Annotated in this window: 18 protein-coding genes and 4 tRNA genes; 4 read left to right on the forward strand and 18 right to left on the reverse strand. The window is 59.2% G+C overall.

Annotated elements, in window-relative coordinates:
* Positions 1–2: 2 nt before the first annotated feature.
* From HMPREF2651_RS04930 to HMPREF2651_RS04940, 3 genes are all read left to right on the forward strand, one after another.
* Positions 3–710: an urease accessory protein UreF gene (locus HMPREF2651_RS04930; RefSeq protein WP_038627626.1), complete on the forward strand. Its 708-nt coding sequence runs from the start codon at positions 3–5 to the stop codon at positions 708–710.
* Between the two features lie 63 nt (positions 711–773).
* Positions 774–1,409 carry an urease accessory protein UreG gene (gene ureG, locus HMPREF2651_RS04935; protein WP_141737478.1) on the forward strand — a complete coding sequence of 212 codons (636 nt, stop codon included), beginning with the start codon at positions 774–776 and terminating at the stop codon, positions 1,407–1,409.
* 2 nt (positions 1,410–1,411) lie between these two features.
* Complete coding sequence (locus tag HMPREF2651_RS04940; protein ID WP_049180773.1) at positions 1,412–2,239, forward strand: urease accessory protein UreD; 828 nt, start codon at positions 1,412–1,414, stop codon at positions 2,237–2,239.
* An 86-nt stretch (positions 2,240–2,325) separates the two neighbouring features.
* On the opposite strand, the gene HMPREF2651_RS04945 is transcribed toward HMPREF2651_RS04940, so the two are convergent.
* From HMPREF2651_RS04945 to HMPREF2651_RS05020, 16 genes are all read right to left on the reverse strand, one after another.
* The gene (locus HMPREF2651_RS04945) at positions 2,326–3,051 is read right to left on the reverse strand and encodes a type 1 glutamine amidotransferase (protein ID WP_049180772.1); all 726 of its coding nucleotides are present in this window, start codon (positions 3,049–3,051) and stop codon (positions 2,326–2,328) included.
* A gap of 316 nt (positions 3,052–3,367) precedes the next feature.
* Entirely contained in the window at positions 3,368–7,339 is a 3,972-nt protein-coding gene (locus HMPREF2651_RS04950; protein WP_005509745.1) for a DNA-directed RNA polymerase subunit beta', read from the reverse strand.
* 148 nt (positions 7,340–7,487) lie between these two features.
* Entirely contained in the window at positions 7,488–10,976 is a 3,489-nt protein-coding gene (locus HMPREF2651_RS04955; RefSeq protein ID WP_038627624.1) for a DNA-directed RNA polymerase subunit beta, read from the reverse strand.
* A gap of 435 nt (positions 10,977–11,411) precedes the next feature.
* Complete coding sequence (locus HMPREF2651_RS04960; RefSeq protein ID WP_049180771.1) at positions 11,412–12,377, reverse strand: cell envelope lipid trafficking protein PgfA; 966 nt, start codon at positions 12,375–12,377, stop codon at positions 11,412–11,414.
* Positions 12,378–12,600: 223 nt separating this feature from the next.
* Entirely contained in the window at positions 12,601–12,984 is a 384-nt protein-coding gene (gene rplL, locus HMPREF2651_RS04965) for a 50S ribosomal protein L7/L12 (protein WP_038627619.1), read from the reverse strand.
* Between the two features lie 124 nt (positions 12,985–13,108).
* The gene (gene rplJ / locus HMPREF2651_RS04970) at positions 13,109–13,621 is read right to left on the reverse strand and encodes a 50S ribosomal protein L10 (protein WP_005509856.1); all 513 of its coding nucleotides are present in this window, start codon (positions 13,619–13,621) and stop codon (positions 13,109–13,111) included.
* Positions 13,622–14,008: 387 nt separating this feature from the next.
* A complete protein-coding gene (locus HMPREF2651_RS04975) occupies positions 14,009–14,641 on the reverse strand; it encodes a hypothetical protein (protein ID WP_049180770.1) in 633 nt (210 codons plus the stop codon).
* A gap of 254 nt (positions 14,642–14,895) precedes the next feature.
* A complete protein-coding gene (gene rplA / locus HMPREF2651_RS04980; RefSeq protein WP_016422044.1) occupies positions 14,896–15,600 on the reverse strand; it encodes a 50S ribosomal protein L1 in 705 nt (234 codons plus the stop codon).
* Between the two features lie 101 nt (positions 15,601–15,701).
* On the reverse strand, positions 15,702–16,139 hold the full coding sequence (gene rplK, locus HMPREF2651_RS04985) for a 50S ribosomal protein L11 (protein WP_016422043.1): 438 nt from the start codon (positions 16,137–16,139) through the stop codon (positions 15,702–15,704).
* A 333-nt stretch (positions 16,140–16,472) separates the two neighbouring features.
* Complete coding sequence (nusG, locus tag HMPREF2651_RS04990) at positions 16,473–17,321, reverse strand: transcription termination/antitermination protein NusG (RefSeq protein ID WP_049180769.1); 849 nt, start codon at positions 17,319–17,321, stop codon at positions 16,473–16,475.
* 191 nt (positions 17,322–17,512) lie between these two features.
* Positions 17,513–17,821, reverse strand: a complete 309-nt coding sequence (secE, locus tag HMPREF2651_RS04995; RefSeq protein WP_016422041.1) for a preprotein translocase subunit SecE — start codon at positions 17,819–17,821, stop codon at positions 17,513–17,515.
* Positions 17,822–18,334: 513 nt separating this feature from the next.
* Positions 18,335–18,407: transfer RNA gene (locus tag HMPREF2651_RS05000), tRNA-Trp, on the reverse strand.
* A 103-nt stretch (positions 18,408–18,510) separates the two neighbouring features.
* Positions 18,511–18,584 (reverse strand) — tRNA-Met (locus HMPREF2651_RS05005).
* A 39-nt stretch (positions 18,585–18,623) separates the two neighbouring features.
* A tRNA-Thr gene (locus HMPREF2651_RS05010) sits at positions 18,624–18,696 on the reverse strand.
* A 335-nt stretch (positions 18,697–19,031) separates the two neighbouring features.
* Positions 19,032–19,113: transfer RNA gene (locus HMPREF2651_RS05015), tRNA-Tyr, on the reverse strand.
* Positions 19,114–19,292: 179 nt separating this feature from the next.
* Positions 19,293–20,348: a polyprenyl synthetase family protein gene (locus HMPREF2651_RS05020; RefSeq protein ID WP_049180768.1), complete on the reverse strand. Its 1,056-nt coding sequence runs from the start codon at positions 20,346–20,348 to the stop codon at positions 19,293–19,295.
* 118 nt (positions 20,349–20,466) lie between these two features.
* Between HMPREF2651_RS05020 and HMPREF2651_RS05025 the strand changes: the two genes are divergently transcribed.
* Complete coding sequence (locus tag HMPREF2651_RS05025; protein ID WP_224792234.1) at positions 20,467–21,819, forward strand: geranylgeranyl reductase family protein; 1,353 nt, start codon at positions 20,467–20,469, stop codon at positions 21,817–21,819.
* Between the two features lie 51 nt (positions 21,820–21,870).
* Here HMPREF2651_RS05025 and HMPREF2651_RS05030 read toward each other — a convergent pair whose 3' ends face one another.
* Complete coding sequence (locus tag HMPREF2651_RS05030; RefSeq protein ID WP_070585988.1) at positions 21,871–22,563, reverse strand: demethylmenaquinone methyltransferase; 693 nt, start codon at positions 22,561–22,563, stop codon at positions 21,871–21,873.
* A gap of 10 nt (positions 22,564–22,573) precedes the next feature.
* A complete protein-coding gene (locus HMPREF2651_RS05035; protein WP_038627604.1) occupies positions 22,574–23,782 on the reverse strand; it encodes a glycosyltransferase family 4 protein in 1,209 nt (402 codons plus the stop codon).
* Positions 23,783–23,786 lie beyond the last annotated feature (4 nt).

Here is a 23,786-nt window from a genome sequence, read left to right on the forward strand (position 1 = left end):
TGATGAGCTTGACTTCGTCGTTTTACCAGGCCTTGCAGTGGTCTGACACCGCATTCCCCTCCGGTCGCTATACGCTGTCGCATGGTCTCGAGGGGCTGGTCGCCGAGGGGATCGTCGGCAAGCGTGACGAGGCAGCACTTGCCACCGTCGCCGAGGACATGTTGCGTTATTCCTTCGCGCCGGTCGATCTGGCTGCGCATTTTCGCACGTGGGAGCAGGATTCGGTCGCTGGGATAATGCGAATCGACGCGATGGTGCATGCGGCACGACCGACGTTTTCGCAGCGGAGGGGCAGCGTGCGCGTCGGCAAGCAGATGCTGTTTATGGCGCGTGAGTTAGGGCTTGACGACGATACCCTGCGCGCGTATTCGAAAGCGGTGAGCAGCCCGGATGCGTCCAGCCGCTTGGCGTATGGGCACAGCCCGGTGGTGATGGCGTTGATTCATCGGTCCGCTGGACTGGATTCCGATGAGGCGGCGCAGGCCGAGGCCTTTGGTTTCGTCTCTGCTGTGGCATCAGCGGCGGTGCGATTGCAGGTGGCTGATTTTGTCGGTGCGCAGCGTCTGATTCGACAGCTGGCTCCAGTGGTCACGGAGGTTGTTGAGACTTCGCGGACGATTGGCACCGACGATATTGGTGCCTGTACGCCGCTGTTAGATATTGCCTCTGCGCGCCACGAGACTGCGGCGGCCCGATTGTTTATTACCTAAAGCTCGGCTTTTGGCCTCTGACAAGCAACTAGCAAGTTAACTATTAAGAAGGAATTTTTGACAATGGTTTTTCACGTTGGCATTGGTGGACCAGTCGGCTCCGGCAAGACGGCCTTGATTGAAACGCTCGTACCTGAGCTGATTTCCCGTGGTTTCACACCGGGCATCATTACCAATGACATCTACACCCAAGAGGATGCTCATCACATCCGGCAGGCGCTGGACGGCGTGGTCGACTCCTCGCGCATTATCGGTGTGGAGACAGGCTCGTGCCCACACACTGCGGTGCGCGATGATCCCACTATGAACCTCATGGCCAGCGCCGAGTTGCTGGAGGAGCACCCAGATATCGACATTGTTTTCTACGAATCCGGTGGCGATAACCTCACGCTGACTTTCTCACCTGCACTGGCGGACCTATTTGTCTTTGTGCTCGATACCGCCGAGGGGCAGAAGATGCCGAAGAAGCGTGGCCCTGGCATCACGGACTCCGATGTTCTTGTCATTAACAAGATTGACATCGCGCCCTATGTCCGCTGCGATGTGGACCAGATGCACACTGATGCGCTTGCCGTGCGCTCTGACAAGCCGGTCATGCTGACCAATTGTCTAGACGGCTCCGGCATTGCGGAGTTCGCCGATCTCATTGAGGCTGCGGCGAAGTCTGCGTCGGTTGATTCCTCCTCTGACCAGGCATAACCATGCTACGACCTGGCAAGGACGGCTTACTCGACCTGGAGATTCTGCCTGCTGGCCCCGGTACCCGGCGTGTTCGTGCACCGCTGTCTCTGGGGCGCATTCTCCATTCCGACCCGTCCTTCCCCGATGCCCACGTGGTCTATATTCGTGCCACCGGCGGCGGTCTCGCCCAGGGCGACCATGTTCGCCAGCGGATACAGGTTCGAAGTGGCGCACATGCGATTGTCACCTCTCAGGCGGCTACTCGAGTGCACTCAATGACCAGCGGCTACGCCGAACAGCTGACTGAATTCACGGTTGAGCCGGATGCCGTCCTCGAATACCTGCCGGACCCGGCAATTCCTTCGCGTGATTGCCACTTCCGCCAGCACACAAAGGTGACTGTCTCCCCCGGTGCTACTGCAATTGTCGGCGACTGCTTTACCGCTGGTCGCGTCGCTCACGGAGAGCTCCACGATGCCGCCGAGATTGATCTGCGTGCAGAGTTACACGCGCACGACAGTGTTCCCGCATTTATCGAAAAGGCTCACTATCTCGGCAAACGCGACCTCTCCTCGCCCATCGCGCATGGCAACTACCGCGCCTGGGCAAACCTCTGGGTCATATGTTCGCCACCGCTTGTCGACGATGTCCTTACCTCTTGGCAGGACTATCCACACAGCGACACTGCCCCGCTTATCGGCGCGTCTTCACTTCCCGATGGCCTTGGCATCTGGGCCAGGTTCATGGGCAATTCAATCGAGCATGTAACAGACGCTCAACATGATTACTGGAATCTAGCGCGGCGCATAGTCCTTAATGCACCGGCGTTTTCGCTGCGCAAGATGTAGCACGTCGCGAGTGCCGCGGTAGTCATCTGCTTTCCCGCCCCCACCGCGGCCCCGGGGTGCGTGCTGTGTCTAATCAGGCAGCCTGCTTAGACACCCGCATCAACACTGCAGGCACGCTTGGGCTGATTGGCACCCACCTGCTCGACGAATGCCGCAATCAACGCACGCCCATTGGCTTCCACCTGCTTATCGACGGCTCGGAGCTTGGCCACAATCGCCTCCGAATCCGTGCCATTGGTCTTTGACCATTCCTCCACTAACTCTGGGGTGGCCTCTGGGTGGAACTGCACACCGACGATGCTGCCAAGCCGGAAGGCTTGGACGGGGCATGGCTCACCAGTGGCCAGTAACGTCGCCTGCGGTGGGAGTACATCGACTGCGTCAAAGTGGGACTCTGCCACCTCGAAGGTTGTAGGTAGCGCACCGAGAAGTGGATCGCACGCACCTTCCGAGGTCAACGTGACCTCCGCTGCGCCTTCTTGACCTTGACCAGGTGCTGCCACTGTCACCGTACCGCCAAAGCAATTGGCAATGATTTGGTGTCCGAGGCAGATACCGATAACGGGAATGTGGGTGGTAAGAGCGTCGTCAAGCAGTGTGCGTAGTGCGGGCAGCCACGGTGCCTTTTCTTCATTGAGGGCGTCCATTGCGCCGCCCAGAATGATAATGCCCTCGCCGCAGTCAGTGATTGCCGGAACTGGTTCGCGACATAGGCGGACGGTGGTGTACGTTGCTCCGATTTCTTCGAGCCATGGTGCGATTCGGCCGATGGGGACTGTCGGATCGGGTTGGATGATGGTGATTTCAGTCATGGCGGGCACCTCTCATGCGCGCTGCTATGTCTACCGTACGAACGTACTGTTTATTGTAGCCACAAATTACGCATTTCAATAGCAAATTACTTAAGTAAATAGCAAAAAATCCCCCAACACCTTTTGGCTAGCTGTTTAAAAACAACTGACCAACTGTGGTGTCGGGGGAATTTTTGGGTTGCCGCCTAATGTCGGGCTCGGTTAACCGCGTATTGCTAACCAGTAAGCCCTGTTAGGAGCGTGGCTCTGCTCAGCGGTGAACTGGGGGATCTCAAAGGATTGCCACCCCCAGCCGCGGCCGCAAAGCTATTGATTTTTACTCGAAGGTTCCGATGTCATCCAGCGGAACTGCGGAACCAACCTGGTCGATGCCGTAGGTGTCCTCGGCACCGTAGAAGCCCTCACCGAAGGAGGCAAATGGTGCGGCTGCCTGGCGGGCAGCTTCCTCAGTCGGCTCAACAGTGATGTTGCGGTAGCGCGAGATACCCGTACCAGCCGGGATTAGCTTACCGATGATCACGTTCTCCTTCAGGCCGATGAGCTTATCCGAGCGCTTGTTGATAGCGGCGTCGGTAAGCACGCGCGTCGTCTCCTGGAAGGAGGCCGCGGACAGCCAGGACTCGGTGGCCAGCGATGCCTTGGTAATACCCATCAGCACGCGACGGCCCTCGATGACGCTGCCGCCGGAGGCAACAATCTCGCGGTTCTTAGCCATGACCGTGGAGCGCTCGACCAATGCGCCTGGCAGCAGGTCGGAGTCACCCGGCTTGGACACAATCACGCGGCGCAGCATCTGGCTGACAATAACCTCGATGTGCTTGTCGTGAATGGCCACACCCTGGTCACGGTAGACCGACTGGACTTCCTCAATGAGGTGACGCTGGACACCGCGGCGCCCCAGGACCTCGAGGACCTCGTGCGGATCGGCAGCGCCCTTGAGCAGCTGCTGCCCCTTAACCACATGGTCACCATCGCGGATGGCGCGACGACGGCCATCGACGGTGATTTCAGCCAGACCCTGACGCTTGGACAGCTTGTCGTAGACGACCTCGTCCTCGCTGTTGGCATCCGGGATGAGGGTGAGCGTGTAGAAGTGCTCGTCCTCCTCCAGGCGCACGCGACCGTTTTCGCGAACCAGTGGAGCCTTGTTCTTCGGCACTCGGGCCTCGAACAGCTCCTGGACACGCGGCAGACCACCGGTAATGTCGCCACCGACACCACCCTGGTGGAACGTACGCATGGTCAGCTGGGTACCCGGCTCACCAATGGACTGCGCAGCGACAATACCGACAGCCTCTCCGATGTCGACCAGCTTGCCGGTTGCCATCGAACGACCGTAGCACTTGGCACAGACACCGGTTGCGGTGGAACAGGTCAGAACCGAGCGGACCTTGACTTCCTTGACACCGTGGCTGAGAGCCAGGGTGATGTGGTCGTCGTTCAGGTCGGTGTCAGCCTCGATAAGGACATTGCCCTCAGCGTCGGTGACATCTGCTGCCAGTACGCGAGCAATCGCGGCGGTCTCGACGTACTTCGCACGACGGATCTCGCCGGTCGGGTTGCCGGTTGCGTCCAGAACATCCTCGCCAATCTCGACAACGACACCGTCGTGGGTGCCACAGTCCTCTTCGCGAACGATGACGTCCTGTGCAACGTCGACCAGACGACGGGTCAGGTAACCCGAGTCAGCGGTACGAAGCGCGGTATCGGCCAGACCCTTACGGGAACCGTGCGAGTTGTTGAAGTACTCGAGAACCGACAGGCCTTCGCGGAAGGAGGTCTTAATCGGGCGGGTGATGTATTCACCACGCGGGTTCGTAACCATGCCCTTCATGCCGGCCAGCGAGTGAATCTGGCCCATGTTACCGGCAGCACCCGACTTCACGATCATCGGAATCGGGTTGTCATCCGGGTACAGAGCCTCGACCTTTTCACCGACCTCAGCCGTCGCAGCCTTCCACAGGTTAACCAGCGACTCGTGACGCTCAGCGGCCGAGAGCTTACCGCGGCGGAACTTCTTCTCCACCGTGGCGGCCTTCTCTTCGTAGCCGTTCAGGATCTCACGCTTGTTCGGGAGAACCAGCACGTCAGACATAGCAATGGTGACACCAGAACGGGTAGCCCAGTAGAAACCAGCATCCTTGAGCTTGTCGACGGTCTGAGCGACCGTAATCATCGGGTACTTGGCAGCCAAGTCGTTGATGATCGCAGCCTGCGGCTTCTTAGCCATAACGCCTTCGACGTATGGGTAGTTCCACGGCAGCAGGTCGTTGAACATAACGCGGCCCAGCGTGGTGGAAGCCAGCCAGGTATCGCCCTTGTTCCAACCATCTGGAAACTGCTCGGACTCAATCTCGGCCGGCGGACGCAGGTGGCTGATGCGAACCTTAATTGGGCTCTGCAGGCCAATTGCACCGCGGTCGTAAGCCATGATGGCCTCGGCCGGGCTGGTGTAAATACCCTGCTCCGGTGCGTCCTCGGTGGCATCCTGGTGGCCACCCGGCAGCTCCGGCTTCTCCAGTGTCAGGAAGTACAGGCCAGTGACCATATCCAGACGCGGCATAGCCAGCGGCTTACCGGAAGCCGGCGACAGAATGTTGTTCGAGGACAGCATCAGGACGCGAGCCTCGGCCTGTGCTTCAGCGGACAGCGGCAGGTGAACTGCCATCTGGTCACCGTCGAAGTCGGCGTTGAAAGCCTCACATGCCAGTGGGTGCAGCTGAATTGCCTTACCCTCAACCAGGACCGGCTCGAACGCCTGAATACCCAGGCGGTGCAGCGTAGGTGCACGGTTCAGCAGGACCGGGTGTCCGGTAATGACATCTTCGAGGACGTCCCACACCTCTGGGCGCTGACGCTCAACCATGCGCTTCGCGCTCTTGATGTTCTGCGCGTAGCTCTTGGCCACGAGCTCCTTCATAACGAACGGCTTGAACAGCTCAAGAGCCATCAGCTTCGGCAGACCACACTGGTGCAGCTTCAGCTGCGGGCCGACGATAATAACCGAACGGCCGGAGTAGTCAACACGCTTACCCAGCAGGTTCTGACGGAAACGACCCTGCTTGCCCTTGAGCAGGTCGCTCAGGGACTTCAGCGGGCGGTTACCCGGACCAGTGACCGGGCGGCCACGACGTCCGTTGTCAAACAGTGCGTCAACGGATTCCTGAAGCATGCGCTTCTCGTTGTTGACGATGATTTCCGGAGCGCCCAGGTCAATCATGCGCTTCAGGCGGTTGTTTCGGTTGATGACACGACGGTAGAGGTCGTTCAAGTCCGAGGTCGCAAAGCGGCCACCGTCGAGCTGCACCATCGGGCGCAGCTCCGGCGGAATCACCGGAATGCAGTCGAGCACCATAGCGGCCGGGTCGTTGCCGGACTGCAGGAATGCAGTGACAACCTTCAGGCGCTTGAGGGCGCGCATCTTCTTCTGTCCCTTGCCGTCGCGAATAATCTCGCGCAGCTCCTCGGCCTCCTTGGCCAGGTCGAAGTTGCGGATCAGGGTCTGAATAGCCTCAGCACCCATACCACCGGTGAAGTAATCCTCGTAGCGGTCGACGAGTTCGGTGTAAATACCCTCGTCGATAATCATCTGCTTCGGCTCGAGCTTGATGAAGGTGTTCCAAATCTCGTCGAGACGATCCAGCTCGCGCTGGGCGCGCTCACGGATGTGGCGCATCTCGCGCTCGGCTGCGGACTGAACCTTCTTACGGGCATCAGCCTTGGCACCCGCTGCCTCGAGTTCAGCCAGATCCTCTTCCAGGGTCTGGGCACGCTCGGCCAGCTCCTGGTCACGATCGTCCTCAACCAGCTTCTTGTCCACGAGCATGTCTGCTTCGAGGGTTTCCTGGTCGTTGTGGCGAGCCTCTTCATCCACGGAGGTGATGATGTTGGCAGCGAAGTAGATGATCTTTTCCAGATCCTTCGGAGCCAGGTCGAGCAGGTAGCCGAGGCGGGACGGCACACCCTTGAAGTACCAGATGTGAGTGACCGGAGCGGCCAGCTCAATGTGGCCCATGCGCTCACGGCGAACCTTCGACTTGGTCACCTCAACGCCACAGCGTTCACAGATGATGCCCTTGAAGCGAACGCGCTTGTACTTACCACAAGCACACTCCCAGTCACGGGTCGGGCCGAAGATACGCTCACAGAAAAGGCCATCCTTTTCCGGCTTCAGCGTACGGTAGTTAATCGTCTCGGGCTTCTTGACCTCACCGCGAGACCAGCGGCGGATGTCGTCGGCGGTAGCGAGCCCAATCCGGAGCTCGTCAAAGTTGTTGACGTCGAGCACCTGTTTTCCCTTTCCCTCCGCATCGAAGTAATGCGGAAACCAAATTCTCTGCGGAGGTTTTTGTACGTTGTCGTCTGTGTTGGGTTATTCGCGAGTTAGGGCTTCCCGACCCTGATACTCACGCAATGTTTCGTCGTTAAGCGAGAAACTATGCGGAGTCAGCGTCGGAACGCTCATCGCGGGACAGGTTAATGCCGAGGGAAGCGGTCGCGTGGTCGAGTTCCTCATCGTCGGAGGAGCCCAACTCAACCGGAACGCCGTCGGCCGAAAGGACCTCAACGTTCAGGCAGAGCGACTGCAGTTCCTTCAGAAGCACCTTGAACGACTCCGGAATACCCGGATCCGGAATGTTGTCGCCCTTCACGATTGCCTCGTAGACCTTGACGCGGCCAACCACGTCATCGGACTTGATGGTGAGCAGCTCCTGCAGGGTGTAGGCAGCGCCGTATGCCTGCATTGCCCACACCTCCATCTCACCGAAGCGCTGACCACCGAACTGAGCCTTACCACCCAGCGGCTGCTGGGTAATCATGGAGTACGGACCGGTGGAACGAGCGTGAATCTTCTCGTCGACCAGGTGGTGCAGCTTCAGCATGTACATGTAGCCCACCGAAACCGGGAACGGGAACTTTTCGCCAGAGCGGCCGTCGAACAGCGTGGCCTTACCGTCAGCGTTGACCAGCACCTCGCCGTCACGGTTCGGGCGGGACGACGCGAGCAGACCAGCGAGCTCCTCGTTCTCAGCACCGTCGAACACTGGGGTTGCAACCAGGGAGTCGGACGGAACGTCGTGCAGGTCGGCCGGAAGACGCTTAGCCCAATCCGGGTCGCCCTCAATGCTCCAGCCGGCCTTCGCCAGCCAGCCGAGGTGAACCTCGAGGACCTGGCCGATGTTCATACGACGCGGAACACCGTGGGTGTTCAGAATGATGTCGACCGGGGTGCCGTCCGGCAGGAACGGCATGTCCTCCTGCGGCAGGATCTTGCCGATAACGCCCTTGTTACCGTGGCGACCTGCCATCTTGTCGCCGTCCTGGATCTTGCGCTTCTGCGCAACGTACACGCGGACCATCTCGTTGACACCCGGTGCCAGGTCGTCATCGTCTTCACGGGAGAAGACACGGACGCCGATGACCTTGCCGGACTCACCGTGCGGAACACGCATGGAAGTGTCACGGACCTCGCGGGACTTCTCGCCGAAGATAGCGCGCAGCAGGCGCTCCTCCGGAGTCAGCTCAGTCTCACCCTTCGGCGTGGTCTTAGCGACCAGGATGTCACCGTCGCGAACGTCGGCACCGATGCGGACGATGCCGCGTTCATCCAGATCCTTCAGCATCTCCTCGGACGCGTTCGGGATGTCACGGGTGATTTCCTCCGGACCCAGCTTGGTGTCGCGGGCGTCGATCTCGTGCTCCTCGATGTGAATCGAGGTCAGGATGTCCTCCTCAACCATGCGCTGGTTCAGGATGATGGCGTCCTCGTAGTTGTGACCTTCCCACGGCATGAATGCCACGAGCAGGTTCTTACCAAGTGCCATCTCACCGTTGTCGGTACCCGGACCGTCAGCGATGACCTGGCCGGCCTCAACACGCTGGCCCTCGTCAACCAGTGGCTTCTGGTTGTAGCAGGTGCCCTGGTTGGTGCGCTCGAACTTGCGCAGCAGGTAGGTGTGGCGCTGGCCTTCATCGTCCATGATGGTGATGAAGTCTGCCGACACGGTCTCGACCACACCGGCGGCCGAAGCGACAATGACATCGCCCGCGTCGTAAGCAGCACGCTGCTCCATACCGGTACCGACGAACGGAGCCTCCGAACGCAGTAGCGGCACAGCCTGACGCTGCATGTTCGCACCCATCAGGGCACGGTTAGCGTCGTCGTGCTCGAGGAACGGAATCATGGCAGTAGCCACGGAGACCATCTGACGCGGGGAAACATCGAGGTAGTCGACCTCATCAGCGCGGACGGACTCGACGTCACCGCCCTTCTTACGAACAGACAGGGTCTCCTGAACGAAGTGGCCGTTCTCGTCGATCGGAGTGTTGGCCTGCGCAACGACGTAGCGGTCTTCCTCATCAGCGGTGAGGTAGTCGACCTCATCGGTGATGACACCATCGCGGACGCGACGGTACGGAGTCTCAATGAAACCGAACGGGTTCACGCGTGCGTAGCAGGACAGCGAACCAATCAGGCCAATGTTCGGACCCTCTGGGGTCTCAATTGGACACATGCGGCCGTAGTGGGACGGGTGAACGTCTCGAACCTCGAGACCAGCACGGTCACGGGTCAGACCACCCGGACCCAGTGCGGACAGACGACGCTTGTGGGTCAGACCCGACAGCGAGTTGTTCTGGTCCATGAACTGGGACAGCTGGGAAGTACCGAAGAACTCACGGATAGCCGCGGAGACCGGGCGCACGTTAATCAGAGTGGTCGGCTGGATCGACTCCACGTCCTGAGTGGTCATGCGCTCACGAACCACGCGTTCCATGCGGGACAGGCCCACGCGAACCTGGTTCTGAATCAGCTCGCCTACGGTACGCAGACGACGGTTACCGAAGTGGTCGATATCGTCGGTCTCAACCGGGATCTCGACCCCTTCCGGCGAGGTCATAACATTCTCGCCGTCGTGCAGGCGCACGAGGTATTCAATGGTGGTAGCGATATCCTGTTCGGTCAGGACCATCTCGCCAGAGACCTCAGTACCCAGGCCCAGCTTGCGGTTGACCTTGTAGCGACCGACCTTGGCCAGGTCGTAGCGCTTCGGCTTGAAGAAGTTGTTCTCCAGCAGAGCCAGCGCGGACTCGCGCGTCGGCGGCTCACCCGGGCGCTGCTTGCGGTAAATCTCCAGCAGAGCCTCGTCGGTGTTTGCAACACCGTCCTTCTCCAGGGTGGCCATCATGATCTCAGAGAAGCCGAAGCGCTCCTTGATTTCCTCAGTGGTCCAGCCGAAAGCCTTCAGCAGAACCGTGACCGGCTGGCGACGCTTACGGTCAATACGAACGCCGACGGTGTCCCGCTTGTCGACGTCGAACTCCAGCCACGCACCGCGCGACGGAATAATCTTCACCGAGTGCAGCGGGCGCTCGGTGGACTTGTCGATGGTCTCATCGAAGTAGACGCCCGGAGAGCGCACCAGCTGAGAAACAACGACACGCTCAGTTCCGTTGACGATGAACGTACCCTTGTCCGTCATCATCGGGAAGTCACCGATGAAGACAGTCTGGCTCTTGATCTCACCGGTCTCGCGGTTGGTGAACTCCGCGGTGACGTAGAGGGGAGCCGAGTAGTTGATGTCCTTATCCTTGGACTCATCCACGGTGTTCTTGACGGAGTCGAACCATGGGTCCGACAGCGTCAGGGACATCTTCTGGGAGTAGTCCTCGATCGGAGAGAGCTCTTCTAGAATATCTTCGAGACCGCTGGTAACCCGAGCGTCTTCTCCGAGCTCCTCCTGGCGACGAGCGCGCCACTCAGGCGTGCCAATGAGCCATGCGAAAGACTCACGCTGCAGGTCGAGCAGACCAGGAACCGCAATCGGCTCCTGAATCTTTGCAAACGAGTACCTCTTCGAAGCTCCGGGAATACCGGTTACTGCCTTGGTCTGGCGGGAGACTGCCAAGATGCGTCCTTCCAGCACCTCACGCGGTGGAGCACACCGGCAACCGGTGGTGCGCTCCGCCCGCTTGGTTTATACGCGATTCAAGTTGCAGGAATTATTTCTGTTGCGCACCGGGATACTTTGCGTCTAACCTTTGGTCACACACGAAAGTGATTCCCCCGCCACTTGGCCTCCAAGACCAGCCTTTAAAAGGCGAGCCCCCGAGCCCTAACGGCGGCGCCGCGGCAACTCCTTTAACAGCTAGATGCACGAAAAACGGTGCTACATAATAGCCCCGAGCCCCGAGCGCAAACTATAAAAGAGCTGGCGACAGATACACTAATTCCAGCGCAACGATTTAGCCTATATCAAAAACTGACAGTTGTCTAGTACAACTTGACAAATCGGGCGTGTCGCATTCACCCGTCACCGATATAAAGGGTGAGGCCTGGGCGCTATGGCCGTCGTAAAGCGTTACTCTGCTTTACGACGGGTCGAAGGACGCACGATGCCCACGATTGCGATGAATACCAGAATCGAACCGGACGTAATGAGACCGATTGACCACGGCTCTAGAGCCGGGCGCTGGAAATTCTGTATTGCGCCGAAGAGAAGCTGATTGGAAAGGCCTTCGTCCATCTTTCCGTTGAAGCGCAGGTAGTCCATGATCGGCTCGCCATCGCGAGTCTCCCACCAAAGGTGGATGTCCTCGGCCATATCGATGACCGAGCCAGACTTCGGCTCAACCCAAAAATCACGGGTGCCCTGGTACTGGAGGAACCCGGATTTGTCATCCTGAGTTAGCTGAGAGACGTAAGAACGGTACTTCTGGGCGAGATTCGTCTTCTCAATATCCTGACGGAAATGCAGAACGCGGTTGCCGCCGCGTTCCTCTTCCCCGACAAACTTTGCTGGCAGGGAATCGTGGAGGAAATCATCAAAGATCAGATATTCCTTTTCCTCCGTGTCGGCCGGGAGCTTCACCCAGTTCCCCTCGAAAGCCACAGACCGCGGAACGCCCGCCATGCGGTCGACAAGCGTCGCAGGAGCCAGCGCCTCGCCGGTGAGTCGGTCGATGGTCACTGTCCAGATATTGGCCTCGATAAGCTCGGTCAGCGGGTCGGTGCCCATGACCTCCGGGGGAAGCTCACGCATTTCAGTCACACCGACACGGAGCGAAACCTTGTCCGCATCGGCAGGTTCGATGAGTACGCCGTGGAGCTGTCTCTGCAGCGGCGAGTGCACTTCTTCGCGCTTGCCTTCTTCGTTAATCCTGGTGGATACGCCGTCTTCCGCCCGCAGGGTGTACGACACCGGCGGCAGGTTAAGCGGCATTTTGGGATCAACATTGAGCACTTTGGGCAGCAAGATGCCAGCAGCAAGCAGTGCAGTGCCTAGACCCAATAGAAGGATAGACAAAATTCTCGGCCGTGAGAGCATGTTAGATACTTTACAGGCCAATAAGGGCAATCAAGACAATGAGTGGGCTGGTTTTTGCCCCAACTTTCTGTGACGGGTGAGATTAGTGAGGTTTTGCCCGGGTCAGGTGGGTTAGCAAAGGCCCCAGAAACAAAAGAACCGCCAACCCCGGGCAAGAAGCCCAGAATTGGCGGTCAGAATTGGCAGCTTTAGGCCACTACCGGGGCCGAAGCAAGTAACTGAATTACTTGAGGGAGACCTTTGCGCCAGCCTCTTCCAGCTTAGCCTTAGCAGCCTCAGCGTCGTCCTTAGAAGCACCCTCCAGGATAGCCTTCGGAGCGGACTCAACCATCTCCTTAGCCTCCTTCAGGCCCAGGCCGGAGACGATCTCGCGGACAGCCTTAATAACGCCGATCTTCTTAGCGCCAGCGTCCTCGAGGACGACGTCGAACTCGTCCTTCTCCTCAGCAGCAGCCTCGCCGCCAGCAGCGCCTGCAGCAGCAACTGCGACCGGAGCAGCAGCGGTGACGTCGAACTCTTCCTCGAAAGCCTTCTTGAACTCGGTGAGCTCAACGAGGGTCATTTCCTTGAAAGCCTCGAGCAGTTCCTCAGTGGTGTACTTAGCCATGGATATTCTCCTATGAGTGTGGTGCGGCCGCTCCCCTCAGAGATCCCTGGGGTCGAAGCCGTCAAAGTGATATTTAAAAGTTTTTCGCGTGATTTAGTTCGCGTAGTTCGCGAGCCGCTCGGGATTACTTCTTTTCCTCGAGTGCCGCAGCAAGGCGGGCAACCGAGGAGGTCGGAGCATCGAGCAGGCCAGCGACGTTCGCCAGAACGCCGTTGAAGGCACCAGCCAGCTTTGCCAGCGTGGTCTCACGGTTATCCATATCCGCAAGAGCCTCGAACTGTGCTGCATCGATTGCAGCACCGTCCATGTAGCCGCCCTTGATCACGAGGTTCTTGTTGTCACCGGCGAACTTCTTAATCGCCTTAGCCGCATCCACAGCCTCGCCCTTGATGAAGGCGACTGCAGTCGGGCCGTTCAGGTGCTCATCAAGACCCTCAATCCCTGCCTCGTCGGCAGCGATCTTGATCATGGTGTTCTTGGCGACGGAGTACTTAACATCAGCACCGAGGGCGCGACGCAGTTCCGTGATTTCCGCAACGGACAGGCCGCGGTACTCAGTCAGCACGATAGCGTTGGACTCTTCGACGTCCTGCTTCAGCGCTGCAACAGCTGCAATCTTCTCAGCATTTGCTGCCATGTGTACTCTCGCCTCCTTCCTGGTCTTTGCAATTTTCCGCTCGGCCAAGTGAAGGATTCTTTTGCGCAAATACAACAAACGCCCCAATCCTCGCACAAGGATGGGGCGCACAATTCTTTTGGCATGTTCCACTTCAACTCCGCCGACCCCAGGGCCAGCAGGTGAAGCCAAACTGCGCAAGCGCTTCCAAGTCCTCCTGCGTGGGCCGCTCACTGTATTCCTACAATGAAACCTTCAATCCGCTTCTTTCAAAGCGAATGACCGACGGTCTTCGGTGAAACTTGAGTACCAACCTCCATCGTCCCAACTTAATGTTGGTACCGATTGGAAGCCGGTCAAACTTCGTGAAGAAACTCTATACCAGACCCAGGAAATTAATCAAATCGCCTATCCAAAGCGCGCCGCACCAGGCTCTCCAAAGCGGCCGAACTCCAGGTCCTTCTCACGTTGCTGCACAATCATCTCGAGCTCGGCAAAGTACGCATTCAGGTCATCGTCGGCAAGCCAGAGCACTTGGTCTGCATAGTCGAGTACTACGCGCACCATGTCGTCGGGATGCGCGTCCAACCTGGCGGCATCGAGAATATCCACGGTGAGTGTCAATGCCACACGCACGACCGGCGGGATCTGCGATGCCAGGCACTGCTGCGCCACGGCGTTGCGAAGCTCCACGGCCTCCATCCGCGCAATGATGCGCAGCAACCGCACGACCACGACCTGCGCCGCCCGAGCTTGCAGAGCTTCCTCCTCACTCATCCCCGGAAGCACCACAGAATCCTGGATATTGCGGCGAAGCACCTCAGCTACGCGCTCGTCCTCCCCTAGCCCCGTCAGTACCTCGCCCAGCAGCGTCTGCCCCGCGATGCGCAGGCAAGGCATGTCATAGGCGTCGTCGCCCAACGAGTCGAGGTACGAGATGAGCTGCGGTTCAATAATTCCGGAACCGTCGTCGAGCTGCGCCAGGCGATTAATCTCGCCAAGCGCCTCCAGCCCTTCTTCGGGTTCCAAAATCAACGTCATAGTCGCGATTTTAAGCAACAAACTTTGGCTGTGAGTCCATTTCGGCTCGATTAGTTCTTTGGATTAGCAATTCGCTTTACGACGTCTACCGCGCCCAAACCCCCACCGCGCTATCGGTATCCCTTATGAGAATGCAAAACCGCCGCCTCACACACCGGGAGAAAGTGCGCGTGGCGGCGGTTTTAAAGAGCTTGGCTCTGAGTCACCCTCGAGCGACTTGTGAAGAGCACACTCGCCTATCGGCTGATGCTGATTTAGGCGGTGTAGTCCTTGATCACGCTGGTGTCAACCGGGATGCCCGGGCCATTGGTGGCGGAGACGGTGATCTTCTTCAGGTACTTACCCTTAGCAGCGGATGGCTTGAGACGCATCAGCTCGTCGATAAGCGCACCGTAGTTCTCGGCCAGCTTCTCGGCGTCGAAGGAAGCCTTACCGATAACAGCCTGCAGGTTTGCAGCCTTATCAACGCGGAAGGAAATCTTACCGCCCTTAATCTCGGTGACAGCCTTAGCGACATCCGGGGTAACGGTGCCGGTCTTCGGGTTCGGCATCAGACCACGCGGGCCGAGGATACGAGCCACGCGACCAACCTTGGCCATCTGGTCCGGGGTCGCGATTGCAGCATCGAAGTCGGTCCAGCCACCCTGAATCTTTTCGATCAGTTCCTCGGAACCGACGAAGTCAGCGCCGGCCTCTTCAGCCTTGGTGGCGTTCTCGCCAGCGGCGAAAACGACGACTCGAACGGTCTTACCGGTGCCGTTCGGCAGGGAGACAGTGCCGCGAACCAGCTGGTCAGCCTTGCGCGGGTCAACGCCCAGGCGGATAGCAACGTCAATCGTGGCGTCGTAGTTCTTGGAGGAGGTCTCCTTGGCCAGGTTAGCGGCCTCGAGTGGAGAGTAGATGCGGCCGGCGTCGATCTTCTCGGCGGCGGCGCGGTATGCCTTAGAGTTCTTGCTCATGAAAAGTCCAATCTCAATTAAGTGAAATGGTTGGATTGTGGTGTTTAGCGGGCCGAAGCTGGCCCTACCACTTGATGAAGGTGCAGCTAAACGCTGACGGTTTACTTAGCGCCCTCGACGGTGATGCCCATGGAGCGAGCGGTACCGGCGATGATGCGTGCACCCATCTCGATGTCGTTAGCGTTCAGGTCCGGCTTCTTCAGCTCGGCGATTTCCTTGCACTGCTCCCAGGTCACGGAACCGACCTTGTTGGTGTGCGGAACGCCAGAGCCCTTCTGAATGCCAGCGGCCTTCAGCAGCAGCTTAGCTGCCGGCGGGGTCTTCAGAACGAAGGTGAAGGAGCGGTCTTCGTAGACGGAGATTTCAACCGGGACAACGTTGCCACGCTGGTTCTCAGTTGCTGCGTTGTAAGCCTTGCAGAACTCCATGATGTTGACACCATGGGCACCCAGTGCCGGACCAACCGGCGGAGCCGGGTTAGCCTGACCAGCCTGGATCTGCAGCTTAATAATCGCAGAAAGCTTCTTCTTCGGAGCCATCGGATTAACCTACTTCCTAGTTACCGGGGCACGCCGCCCCGATGAAAAGGCGACTCACCCCGTCCGGATGCCGACGCTTTACGACGACCCTTGCGCCCACGACCATCATGGCCGCTGGCGCTGGTCATCGAGTTGGTGCCAGCCACCGGGGATACGAATTACTTGGCGCATCTGTGCTCAAGGCACAAAAATGCACGCCTGGCTACGTTACCGCAGCGTATGGCGTGCATCAAAATCCGTTACCAGACTGGTTGCTCGAGAAAGCTAGCTGGTGCCTTTGCTCGGCGCTTGGCTTGCCGCCCGGCTTAGTGCGAGGTCCGCTTAGTGCGAGGCCTAGTTCAGCTTCTCGACCTCATCGATGCCCAGCTCGACCGGGGTCTCACGGCCGAAGATGGAAACCAGGGCCTTCATGCGGCCGGTGTCCGGGTCGATCTCGGAGATGGTCGCAGCCACAGATGCGAACGGGCCGGACAGGATGGTGACGGACTCGCCGACCTCGTAGTCGATGGCTACGGCCTTCTTCTCTGCCTGCGGAGCCGCTGCGACAGCCAGCTCACCGTCGGCATTTGCAGCTTCCTCAGCGGCGTCCGCGGTGATGGTCTCCTTCGGCATGAGGAACTTAGCGACCTCACGAATCTTGACCTTGGACGGCTGACCCTCGCTACCGACGAAGGAAGTAACACCCGGGGTGTCGCGGACGACGGACCAGGACGGGTCATCCAGGCTCATGCGGACCAGAACGTAGCCCGGCAGCAGCTTGCGCTTAACGATTTTCTTCTTGCCGTCGTCCTTGCGCTCTTCGACTTCCTCAACCGGAACGATGACCTCGTGAATCTGCTCATCGACACCCATGGTCTGGGCGCGCATTTCCAGGTTGGTCTTCACCTTGTTCTCGTAGCCGGAGTAGCACTGGATGATGTACCAGTCGCCCGGACGACGCTTGAGCTCACGCTGGAACTCGCGCAGGCGCTTACGGTACTCGGCGTCTGCGTCAGCAGCTGCTTGCGCCTCAGCGTCAGCGGCGGTCTCCTCTGCCGGCGCTGCTTCTGCTGCGGCAGTGTTAGCTGCGGCTGCACCCTCGGCCGGAGCTTCTACCTGAGCCGGTGCGCCCTGCGCATCCTGCTCAGTTGCGGCAGCGTCCGCGGACTGGGCGTCGGAGAAAATATTCTGACCATCATTCATGTCGTGCTAACCCCTCTTGTATCTACATCAACGGTTCGCGACATTGGCATCTTCGCTCAAAGAGTCTTAAGAGCCAATATGCCATCCGCAATCACTTCGCACAGCAAGACACCAGCTGCGCTAACGAATAATCCCGCCGTCCGGAACTCGGAGGCGGGATGAAAAGCATCACTGCGAAACAGTATAACCGATTACTTGCCCAACACCGATCGGACACCCAGACCGGCCAGCGTGTCCACACCCCACACGAGAGCAATCATGGCAATCAGGAACAGGATCACGATGATGCTGTAGGTGACCATCTGGCGGCCGGTCGGCCAAATCACCTTGCGCAGCTCGTCAACAACCTGCTTGATGAAAACCAAAGGGTTACGAGTCGAAAGCTCGTTGGTCTCCTTCTCACGCGCAGGCTTCTTCGCCACGGTGGTCTGCGCGCCCGTCGCCTGGCGCTTACCGGACGGGCGAGCCGCCGCCTGGAAAGTCTGGTTTTCCTCAGACACGATGCTCCTTCGCTACTTCGTGCATATGAGACCTAAAGATACTGCACAGTGAAACTCAAACGTGAATTCTTCAAGAGCAAACTCCAGGGATAATCTCCGGAGCCGAGCCCCCACTGTGCAGAGCAAGTCTGGTTCAGTGCGTAAATTCTAGCCGATTATCCACACTATCGAAGAAATGCGCTTCGTGGGAACCGCAGGCTTCGAGATTCGATTCCGCTGCTGGCCTTGCAGCGATACTCACTGACGGCCACTTCACTGCTGCTTCGCCCTAGCTCGTGCTGCAAGCTTGGGCTGCTCGCTCGTGCTGCAAGCTTGGGCTGCAAAAAGGACGACCCACCAGACTACGGGCTGCAAATGTGAAACTGTGCGAGTTTATGACACTTTCAAGCCATTTTTCGAGCCATTTTTGACATAACCGCAGTCAGTAACTCGCATTGACCCACCGCCGCCGAATATAAACGAAAAACCCGCCACCCAGACGCATTTTCATACGCCCTGGATGACGGGTACTTGCAGGGGCGACAGGACTCGAACCTGCAACCTGCGGTTTTGGAGACCGCTGCTCTACCAATTGAGCCACGCCCCTTCACCACCAGCAAAAGAACTTTCCAGCCCTTAGCTGACAATGTCCCACCTTACTGCATTGCTGCATAATCAAGGCGGGGTTCGACGAACATCACTGTCCGTAGTAGCGATGGGGGGGATCGAACCCCCGACCTCACGATTATGAGTCGTGCGCTCTCACCATCTGAGCTACATCGCCCCTATTCTCTACCGGACATAAGTCCGTATAAAAGAACAGAGCCCCCTGACAGAATCGAACTGTCGACCTTTTCCTTACCATGGAAACGCTCTGCCGACTGAGCTAAGGGGGCATCAGCATCCATTGAACTCAGCACGTAACTCCGTGGCCAATTGTTGACCGTTTCGTTTCGCTCTGTGCTCTCCGTGAAGCCTTGCAAAGATTAACCCGAAATCACCACTGAGCACAAATCAGCAGGTAGGCAGCGGTATTTCTTGTCACGTTTGCTGACATTTTGGCGCGCACTTATGGATAATCTATTCACTTATCGATGAGCCCCAGCGGAACCATAAGTGAATAGCTCATCGATGGGTGGCCGCCCCCTAACCCAAACCCTGCCCCGTATCCCCACCAACAGCCCCTACAAACAAAAATCACCGCGAGAAAAATCTCGCGGTGATTTCACTGTGCCAGATGATGGATTCGAACCAACGAAGGCAATGCCGACGGATTTACAATCCGCTCCCTTTGGCCGCTCGGGCAATCTGGCGTGCACTCTTAAACGGTGCGAATGGAATGCTACCCACTACTCTGTCATTTACACAAATCAGCAGGTAAGGAGGACATTTTCCTACTTGGATTCACCCCTCAGCAGGGCTCACCCCCAGCAGGGCCCAACTCTCAGCAGAGCTCGCCCCTAGGTTCGTCTCGACAGTGGAGCTCAATCCACTACCCCACGCGCTCCACGGTGTAGCGAGCAACGTGACGCAGAGCATCCTTGGCCGCACAGTCGGGAAGGTCAGCGATGACGCGGTCGGACTCATCCAGCAGTTCATTGACCTTCTCCATCGCGCGAGCCACGCCGTTGGTCTCAGCCAGGAGCTCGAGGGCCTCGTCGACAAGCGCGTCCTCGGAGACTGGGCCGACGAGAATCTCACGGAGGCGATTAGCGGCTGGGGTGTCCTCCTGCAGCGCGTAGAGAACCGGTAGCGTGAAGACGCCCTCGCGCAAGTCAGTGCCCGGAGTCTTGCCGGACTGATCTGTGTTGGAGGAGATGTCGATGATGTCGTCGACGATCTGGAAAACGATGCCGATTAGTTCGCCATAGCGGCGCAGTGCGTTGGAAATATCGGCGGACGCACCGGCGTGATAGGCACCGAGATAACCAGCCGATGCGATGAGCACACCGGTCTTTTCGGCAATGACCTTCAGGTAGCGCTCGATGCGCTCTTCAATCGGCAGGTCCAAGTCGTTGAGGCACTCACGCATCTGACCTGTGACAAGAACACCGAAGGTCTCGGCGAAGTGGGCTACGCTCTCGGAACCGAGCTCCGCCAGCAGGCGGGATGCAGCAGCGAAGAGGTAGTCACCGGCCAGAATGGCGACGGTGTTGTCCCAGCGCGAGTTTGCGGAGGGCACACCGCGACGCTTGTCCGCTTCATCCATAACGTCGTCGTGGTAGAGCGTCGCCAGGTGCGTCAACTCCAGCACAGTCGCAGCCGTGATGACGTTATCGCTCTCGGGCTGCTCACCGAACTGCGCGGACAGCATGGTAAACATTGGGCGGAAGCGCTTACCACCAGCCTGAGCTAGGTGGGAAACCCGCTCGGCTAGGAAGTCCTCGCCGCGCCCCAGCTCAGTAATCAGGAGGTCCTCGCTCTTGCGCATTCCCTCGGTGATTGTTGCTTCCAGCGCCTCATCAACGAAGTGAGAACTAGTGGCGGTGTGCTCACCAGTGCCCTGAGCACTTCCGGAACTAAGCCCGGAGTAGTCTCCAGTACGCATTCGAGACCTGCCTAACTGACGATAAAAGATAAGAAACTGCTAAATAAACTACCCTACGAGCATAGTGGCTAGCAGACCAGTTCCCATATTTGTTTCAACGTCGTTATACGCTGGGGCAATGACCTCAAGCCCGATTTCGCGAGTTTCCCCCACGTTCGACGGCGCCGTCGCTCTACCCAGCAGCACTGACGTGCTCATTGTTGGCGCTGGCCCCACCGGCTCCGCAGCCGCAATTCACGCCGCCCGCGCCGGTTTTTCGGTCACTGTGGTCGACTCGCAGCGCTTCCCGCGCGACAAGACTTGTGGCGACGGACTCACTCCTCGCGCTATCGCTGAGCTACGTCGCCTAGGGCTTGACGACGAGCTCCTGCGCCGCAACCGCAACCGCGGACTCAAGCTGCACGGCTTCGGCGGCTCCATCACCGCACCTTGGCCAGATGATGCCTCCGGCACTTTTCCCGCTGTCGGATCCGCGATGCCGCGTGTTGAGCTCGACACTTTCTTGCTCAATGCCGCCGCTGATGCCGGAGCACAAGTCTTTGATGGGGTCACTGCGCGGAAGGTGGTTCTCGGAGCGCTAAGCAGTGGTGGCACGCGGGGTCACGGCGTGCGCGAGGTGGAACTTTCCGACCGCGAAGGCAAGCCACACACCATCTCGGCCCGCTGGCTGCTCGTGGCCGATGGGGTCCGAAGTACTGTCGGTAAGCAGCTGGGGCGTGCGTGGCATCGCGACAGCGTCTTTGGCGTGGCCGCGCGGTCATACGTCAGCTTCGACAGCGCGGACGTAGCGGATGGCTGGATTCACTCGCACCTGGAACTGCGCGACTCCGAGGGGCAGACGCACCCGGGCTATGGCTGGATTTTCCCGCTGGGAGAAGGCCGGGCGAACGTGGGGTGCGGGGCGCTGGCGACGTCGGCACGCCCGGCGCGCGCGAACGTGAAGAAGTTGCTACGCGAGTACCACGGGCAGGTGCGTGAGCAGTGGCAGATGAGCGAACCGGAGCACGTGACGTCGGCGCTGCTACCGATGGGTGGTGCCGTGTCGAATGTGGCGGGGCCGAACTGGGCGTTGCTCGGTGATGCTGCGTGCCTGGTCAACCCGCTCAACGGCGAGGGCATTGACTACGGCATGGAGTCGGCGCGGCTAGCGGTGGAGCTGATGAGTTCGATTGGTGCGGGTCGCGATGGGCTGACTCACTCCTGGCCCGCCCTGCTTCGCGAACACTACGGCACCGGCTTCTCGCTGGCTCGCAAGTTGGCACTGACGTTGACGTACCCGAGCTTCCTGCCGACCGTCGGCCCGATGACCATCGGCGCCCCGTGGGGCGGCCAGTTCATGGGTGTTGCCGCACGCCTGATGGGAAACCTGGTCACGGAACACGACCGGGATGTGGTAGCGCGACTGTGGCGCGCTTCGGGGCAGGCGGCGCTGGCCTCCGATAAGTGGTTTGGACGCCAGCCCTGGCGGTAAAAACTGCTTTACGACGGGCCCCGCGCCCCAGCCCGATTGCGAGCTCGCGAGCTACTGCGCGGGCTTGGTTGCCGAGTGCAGCGCCGCGATGCCAAAGGTGAGATTCTGCCAACCAGCATCCTCCCAGCCCGAGGCATTGATGTCGCGGGCGAGCTGCGGCTGATTTGGCCAGGCGCGAATCGACTCCGCCAAGTACACGTAGGCCTCCGGGTTCGAGGAGACGACCTTGGCGATCTGCGGCAGTGCCCGCATCAAGTACTCCTTGTAGAAGGTGCTAAACACTGGCACCACAGGGGTGGAGAACTCACAGACTGTTAGCTGGCCACCGGGCTTGGTCACGCGGGCTAGTTCGGCGAGGCCCGCCTTGTAGTCCACGATGTTGCGAAGACCGAAGCTGATGGTCACCGCGTCGAAGGTGTTGTCCGGGAATGGCAGCTTCATGCCGTCACCGCAGACCTTGGGAACACTGCGGTGCGCACCGGCCTTGAGCATGCCTCGGGAGAAGTCACAGGCAACGACGTATGCGCCAGACTTTGCCAACTCCACTGAGGAAACAGCCGTACCGGCGGCCAGGTCGAGAACCTTCTGGCCAGGCTGCAGGTTCAGGCGCTTTGCCGTGCGCACGCGCCAGTAGTGGTCAATACCACCGGTGAGCACGGTATTGGTGATGTCGTAATTCTTTCCCACGCCGTCGAACATCGAGGCGACTTCGCTGGGATTTTTCGTTAAATCAGCCCTAGACACGCTGTCCAGATTACGCGACCGACTTCTGACGCGTAGCAGCACCTGTACGGGAAGCGTCCATCGTATCTGCTGCGACCTTGCTTGACGTCTCGGCCGCGGAGACCCCAGAAACCTCCTCATAGTGGCGAACAAGGTCTGCACACAGTGCTCCCCAGGTACGTTCGGTCACGGTGTCGCGGCAGCGGTTGCGCAGCTGCTTGCGAGCCAGCTCATCGTCGACGAGCAGCAGCTTGTCGACCGCCTCAGACAGATCGCGGGTGAAAGTCTTGGGCTCCAGCAGATAGCCGTTGACGTCGTTGGTAATCAGGTCGCGCGGACCGCCTGCGTTCGGAGCGATGGCCGGCACACCGGAGGCGTGGGCTTCCTGTACCGCCTGGCAGAAGGTTTCAAAGTCACCGGTGTGGACGAACACATCCAGACTGGCGAATGCCGCTGCCAGCTTATCGCCGGTGAGCTGCCCGGTAAAGACGGCATTCGGCATCTGCTTCTGCAGCTTCGGCAGCTCCGGGCCATTACCAACAATGACCACCTGGATATCATCGCGGCCGTTCAGCGCTGCCAGCCGCTCCACGGATTTCTCCGCCGCCAGCCTGCCGACATAACCAACAATCGGCTTGCCCTCCGGGCTCCACTGCTTCCTGAGCTCTTCACTACGCTTTGTCGGAGTAAAGCGAACCGCATCAACACCACGACCCCAGCGGTAGACGTCACGAATCTTGTGATTCTGCAGGTCCTCAATAGTCGGTGACGACGGCGCCAGCGTTCGGGCGCAGGAGTTGTGAATCACGCGCGTCCACAACCACGCGGCCGTGGAGAGCCCCGCCAACTTGTAGTTCTTGGCAAAACCCGCAACGTCCGTCTGATAGATAGCCACAGCCGGGATGCCCAGCGCCTTGGCGGTCAGCGCGCCCGCACCACCGAGCACAAACGGTGAGGCCAGGTGAACCACGTCCGGCTTAAACTGCGTCAGCGCCGACGCTACCCTGCGGTTCGGCACACCAATCGGTAGCGAATCAATCAACGGCACCATCACGGTGGGCACACGCTCAATGCGGTAGTCGCAGTAGAACTCTGCTTCTTCTTGCCAGTCCCGAGCACCCGGCGCAATCACCAGCGCCTCGTGCCCCTCACGGCGTAAGTGTTCCAACACCCGCAGCACGGAGTTTGTCACTCCATTGATGTTGGGCAAGAAGCTTTCAGCAATGATGGCAACGCGCATGGTG

Source organism: Corynebacterium sp. HMSC063A05 (genome assembly GCF_001809695.1).
GTDB classification, from domain to species: domain Bacteria; phylum Actinomycetota; class Actinomycetes; order Mycobacteriales; family Mycobacteriaceae; genus Corynebacterium; species Corynebacterium amycolatum.

Bases quoted from the DNA above. Each gene is read 5' to 3' on its own strand.
- HMPREF2651_RS04930 (WP_038627626.1), top strand. From the start codon at position 3: ATGAGCTTGACTTCGTCGTTTTACCAGGCCTTGCAGTGGTCTGACACC.
- ureG (WP_141737478.1), top strand. From the start codon at position 774: ATGGTTTTTCACGTTGGCATTGGTGGACCAGTCGGCTCCGGCAAGACG.
- HMPREF2651_RS04940 (WP_049180773.1), top strand. From the start codon at position 1,412: ATGCTACGACCTGGCAAGGACGGCTTACTCGACCTGGAGATTCTGCCT.
- HMPREF2651_RS04945 (WP_049180772.1), bottom strand. From the start codon at position 3,051: ATGACTGAAATCACCATCATCCAACCCGATCCGACAGTCCCCATCGGC.
- HMPREF2651_RS04960 (WP_049180771.1), bottom strand. From the start codon at position 12,377: ATGCTCTCACGGCCGAGAATTTTGTCTATCCTTCTATTGGGTCTAGGC.
- rplL (WP_038627619.1), bottom strand. From the start codon at position 12,984: ATGGCTAAGTACACCACTGAGGAACTGCTCGAGGCTTTCAAGGAAATG.
- rplJ (WP_005509856.1), bottom strand. From the start codon at position 13,621: ATGGCAGCAAATGCTGAGAAGATTGCAGCTGTTGCAGCGCTGAAGCAG.
- HMPREF2651_RS04975 (WP_049180770.1), bottom strand. From the start codon at position 14,641: ATGACGTTGATTTTGGAACCCGAAGAAGGGCTGGAGGCGCTTGGCGAG.
- rplA (WP_016422044.1), bottom strand. From the start codon at position 15,600: ATGAGCAAGAACTCTAAGGCATACCGCGCCGCCGCCGAGAAGATCGAC.
- rplK (WP_016422043.1), bottom strand. From the start codon at position 16,139: ATGGCTCCGAAGAAGAAGCTTTCTGCGATTATTAAGCTGCAGATCCAG.
- nusG (WP_049180769.1), bottom strand. From the start codon at position 17,321: ATGAATGATGGTCAGAATATTTTCTCCGACGCCCAGTCCGCGGACGCT.
- HMPREF2651_RS05020 (WP_049180768.1), bottom strand. From the start codon at position 20,348: ATGCGTACTGGAGACTACTCCGGGCTTAGTTCCGGAAGTGCTCAGGGC.
- HMPREF2651_RS05025 (WP_224792234.1), top strand. From the start codon at position 20,467: ATGACCTCAAGCCCGATTTCGCGAGTTTCCCCCACGTTCGACGGCGCC.
- HMPREF2651_RS05035 (WP_038627604.1), bottom strand. From the start codon at position 23,782: ATGCGCGTTGCCATCATTGCTGAAAGCTTCTTGCCCAACATCAATGGA.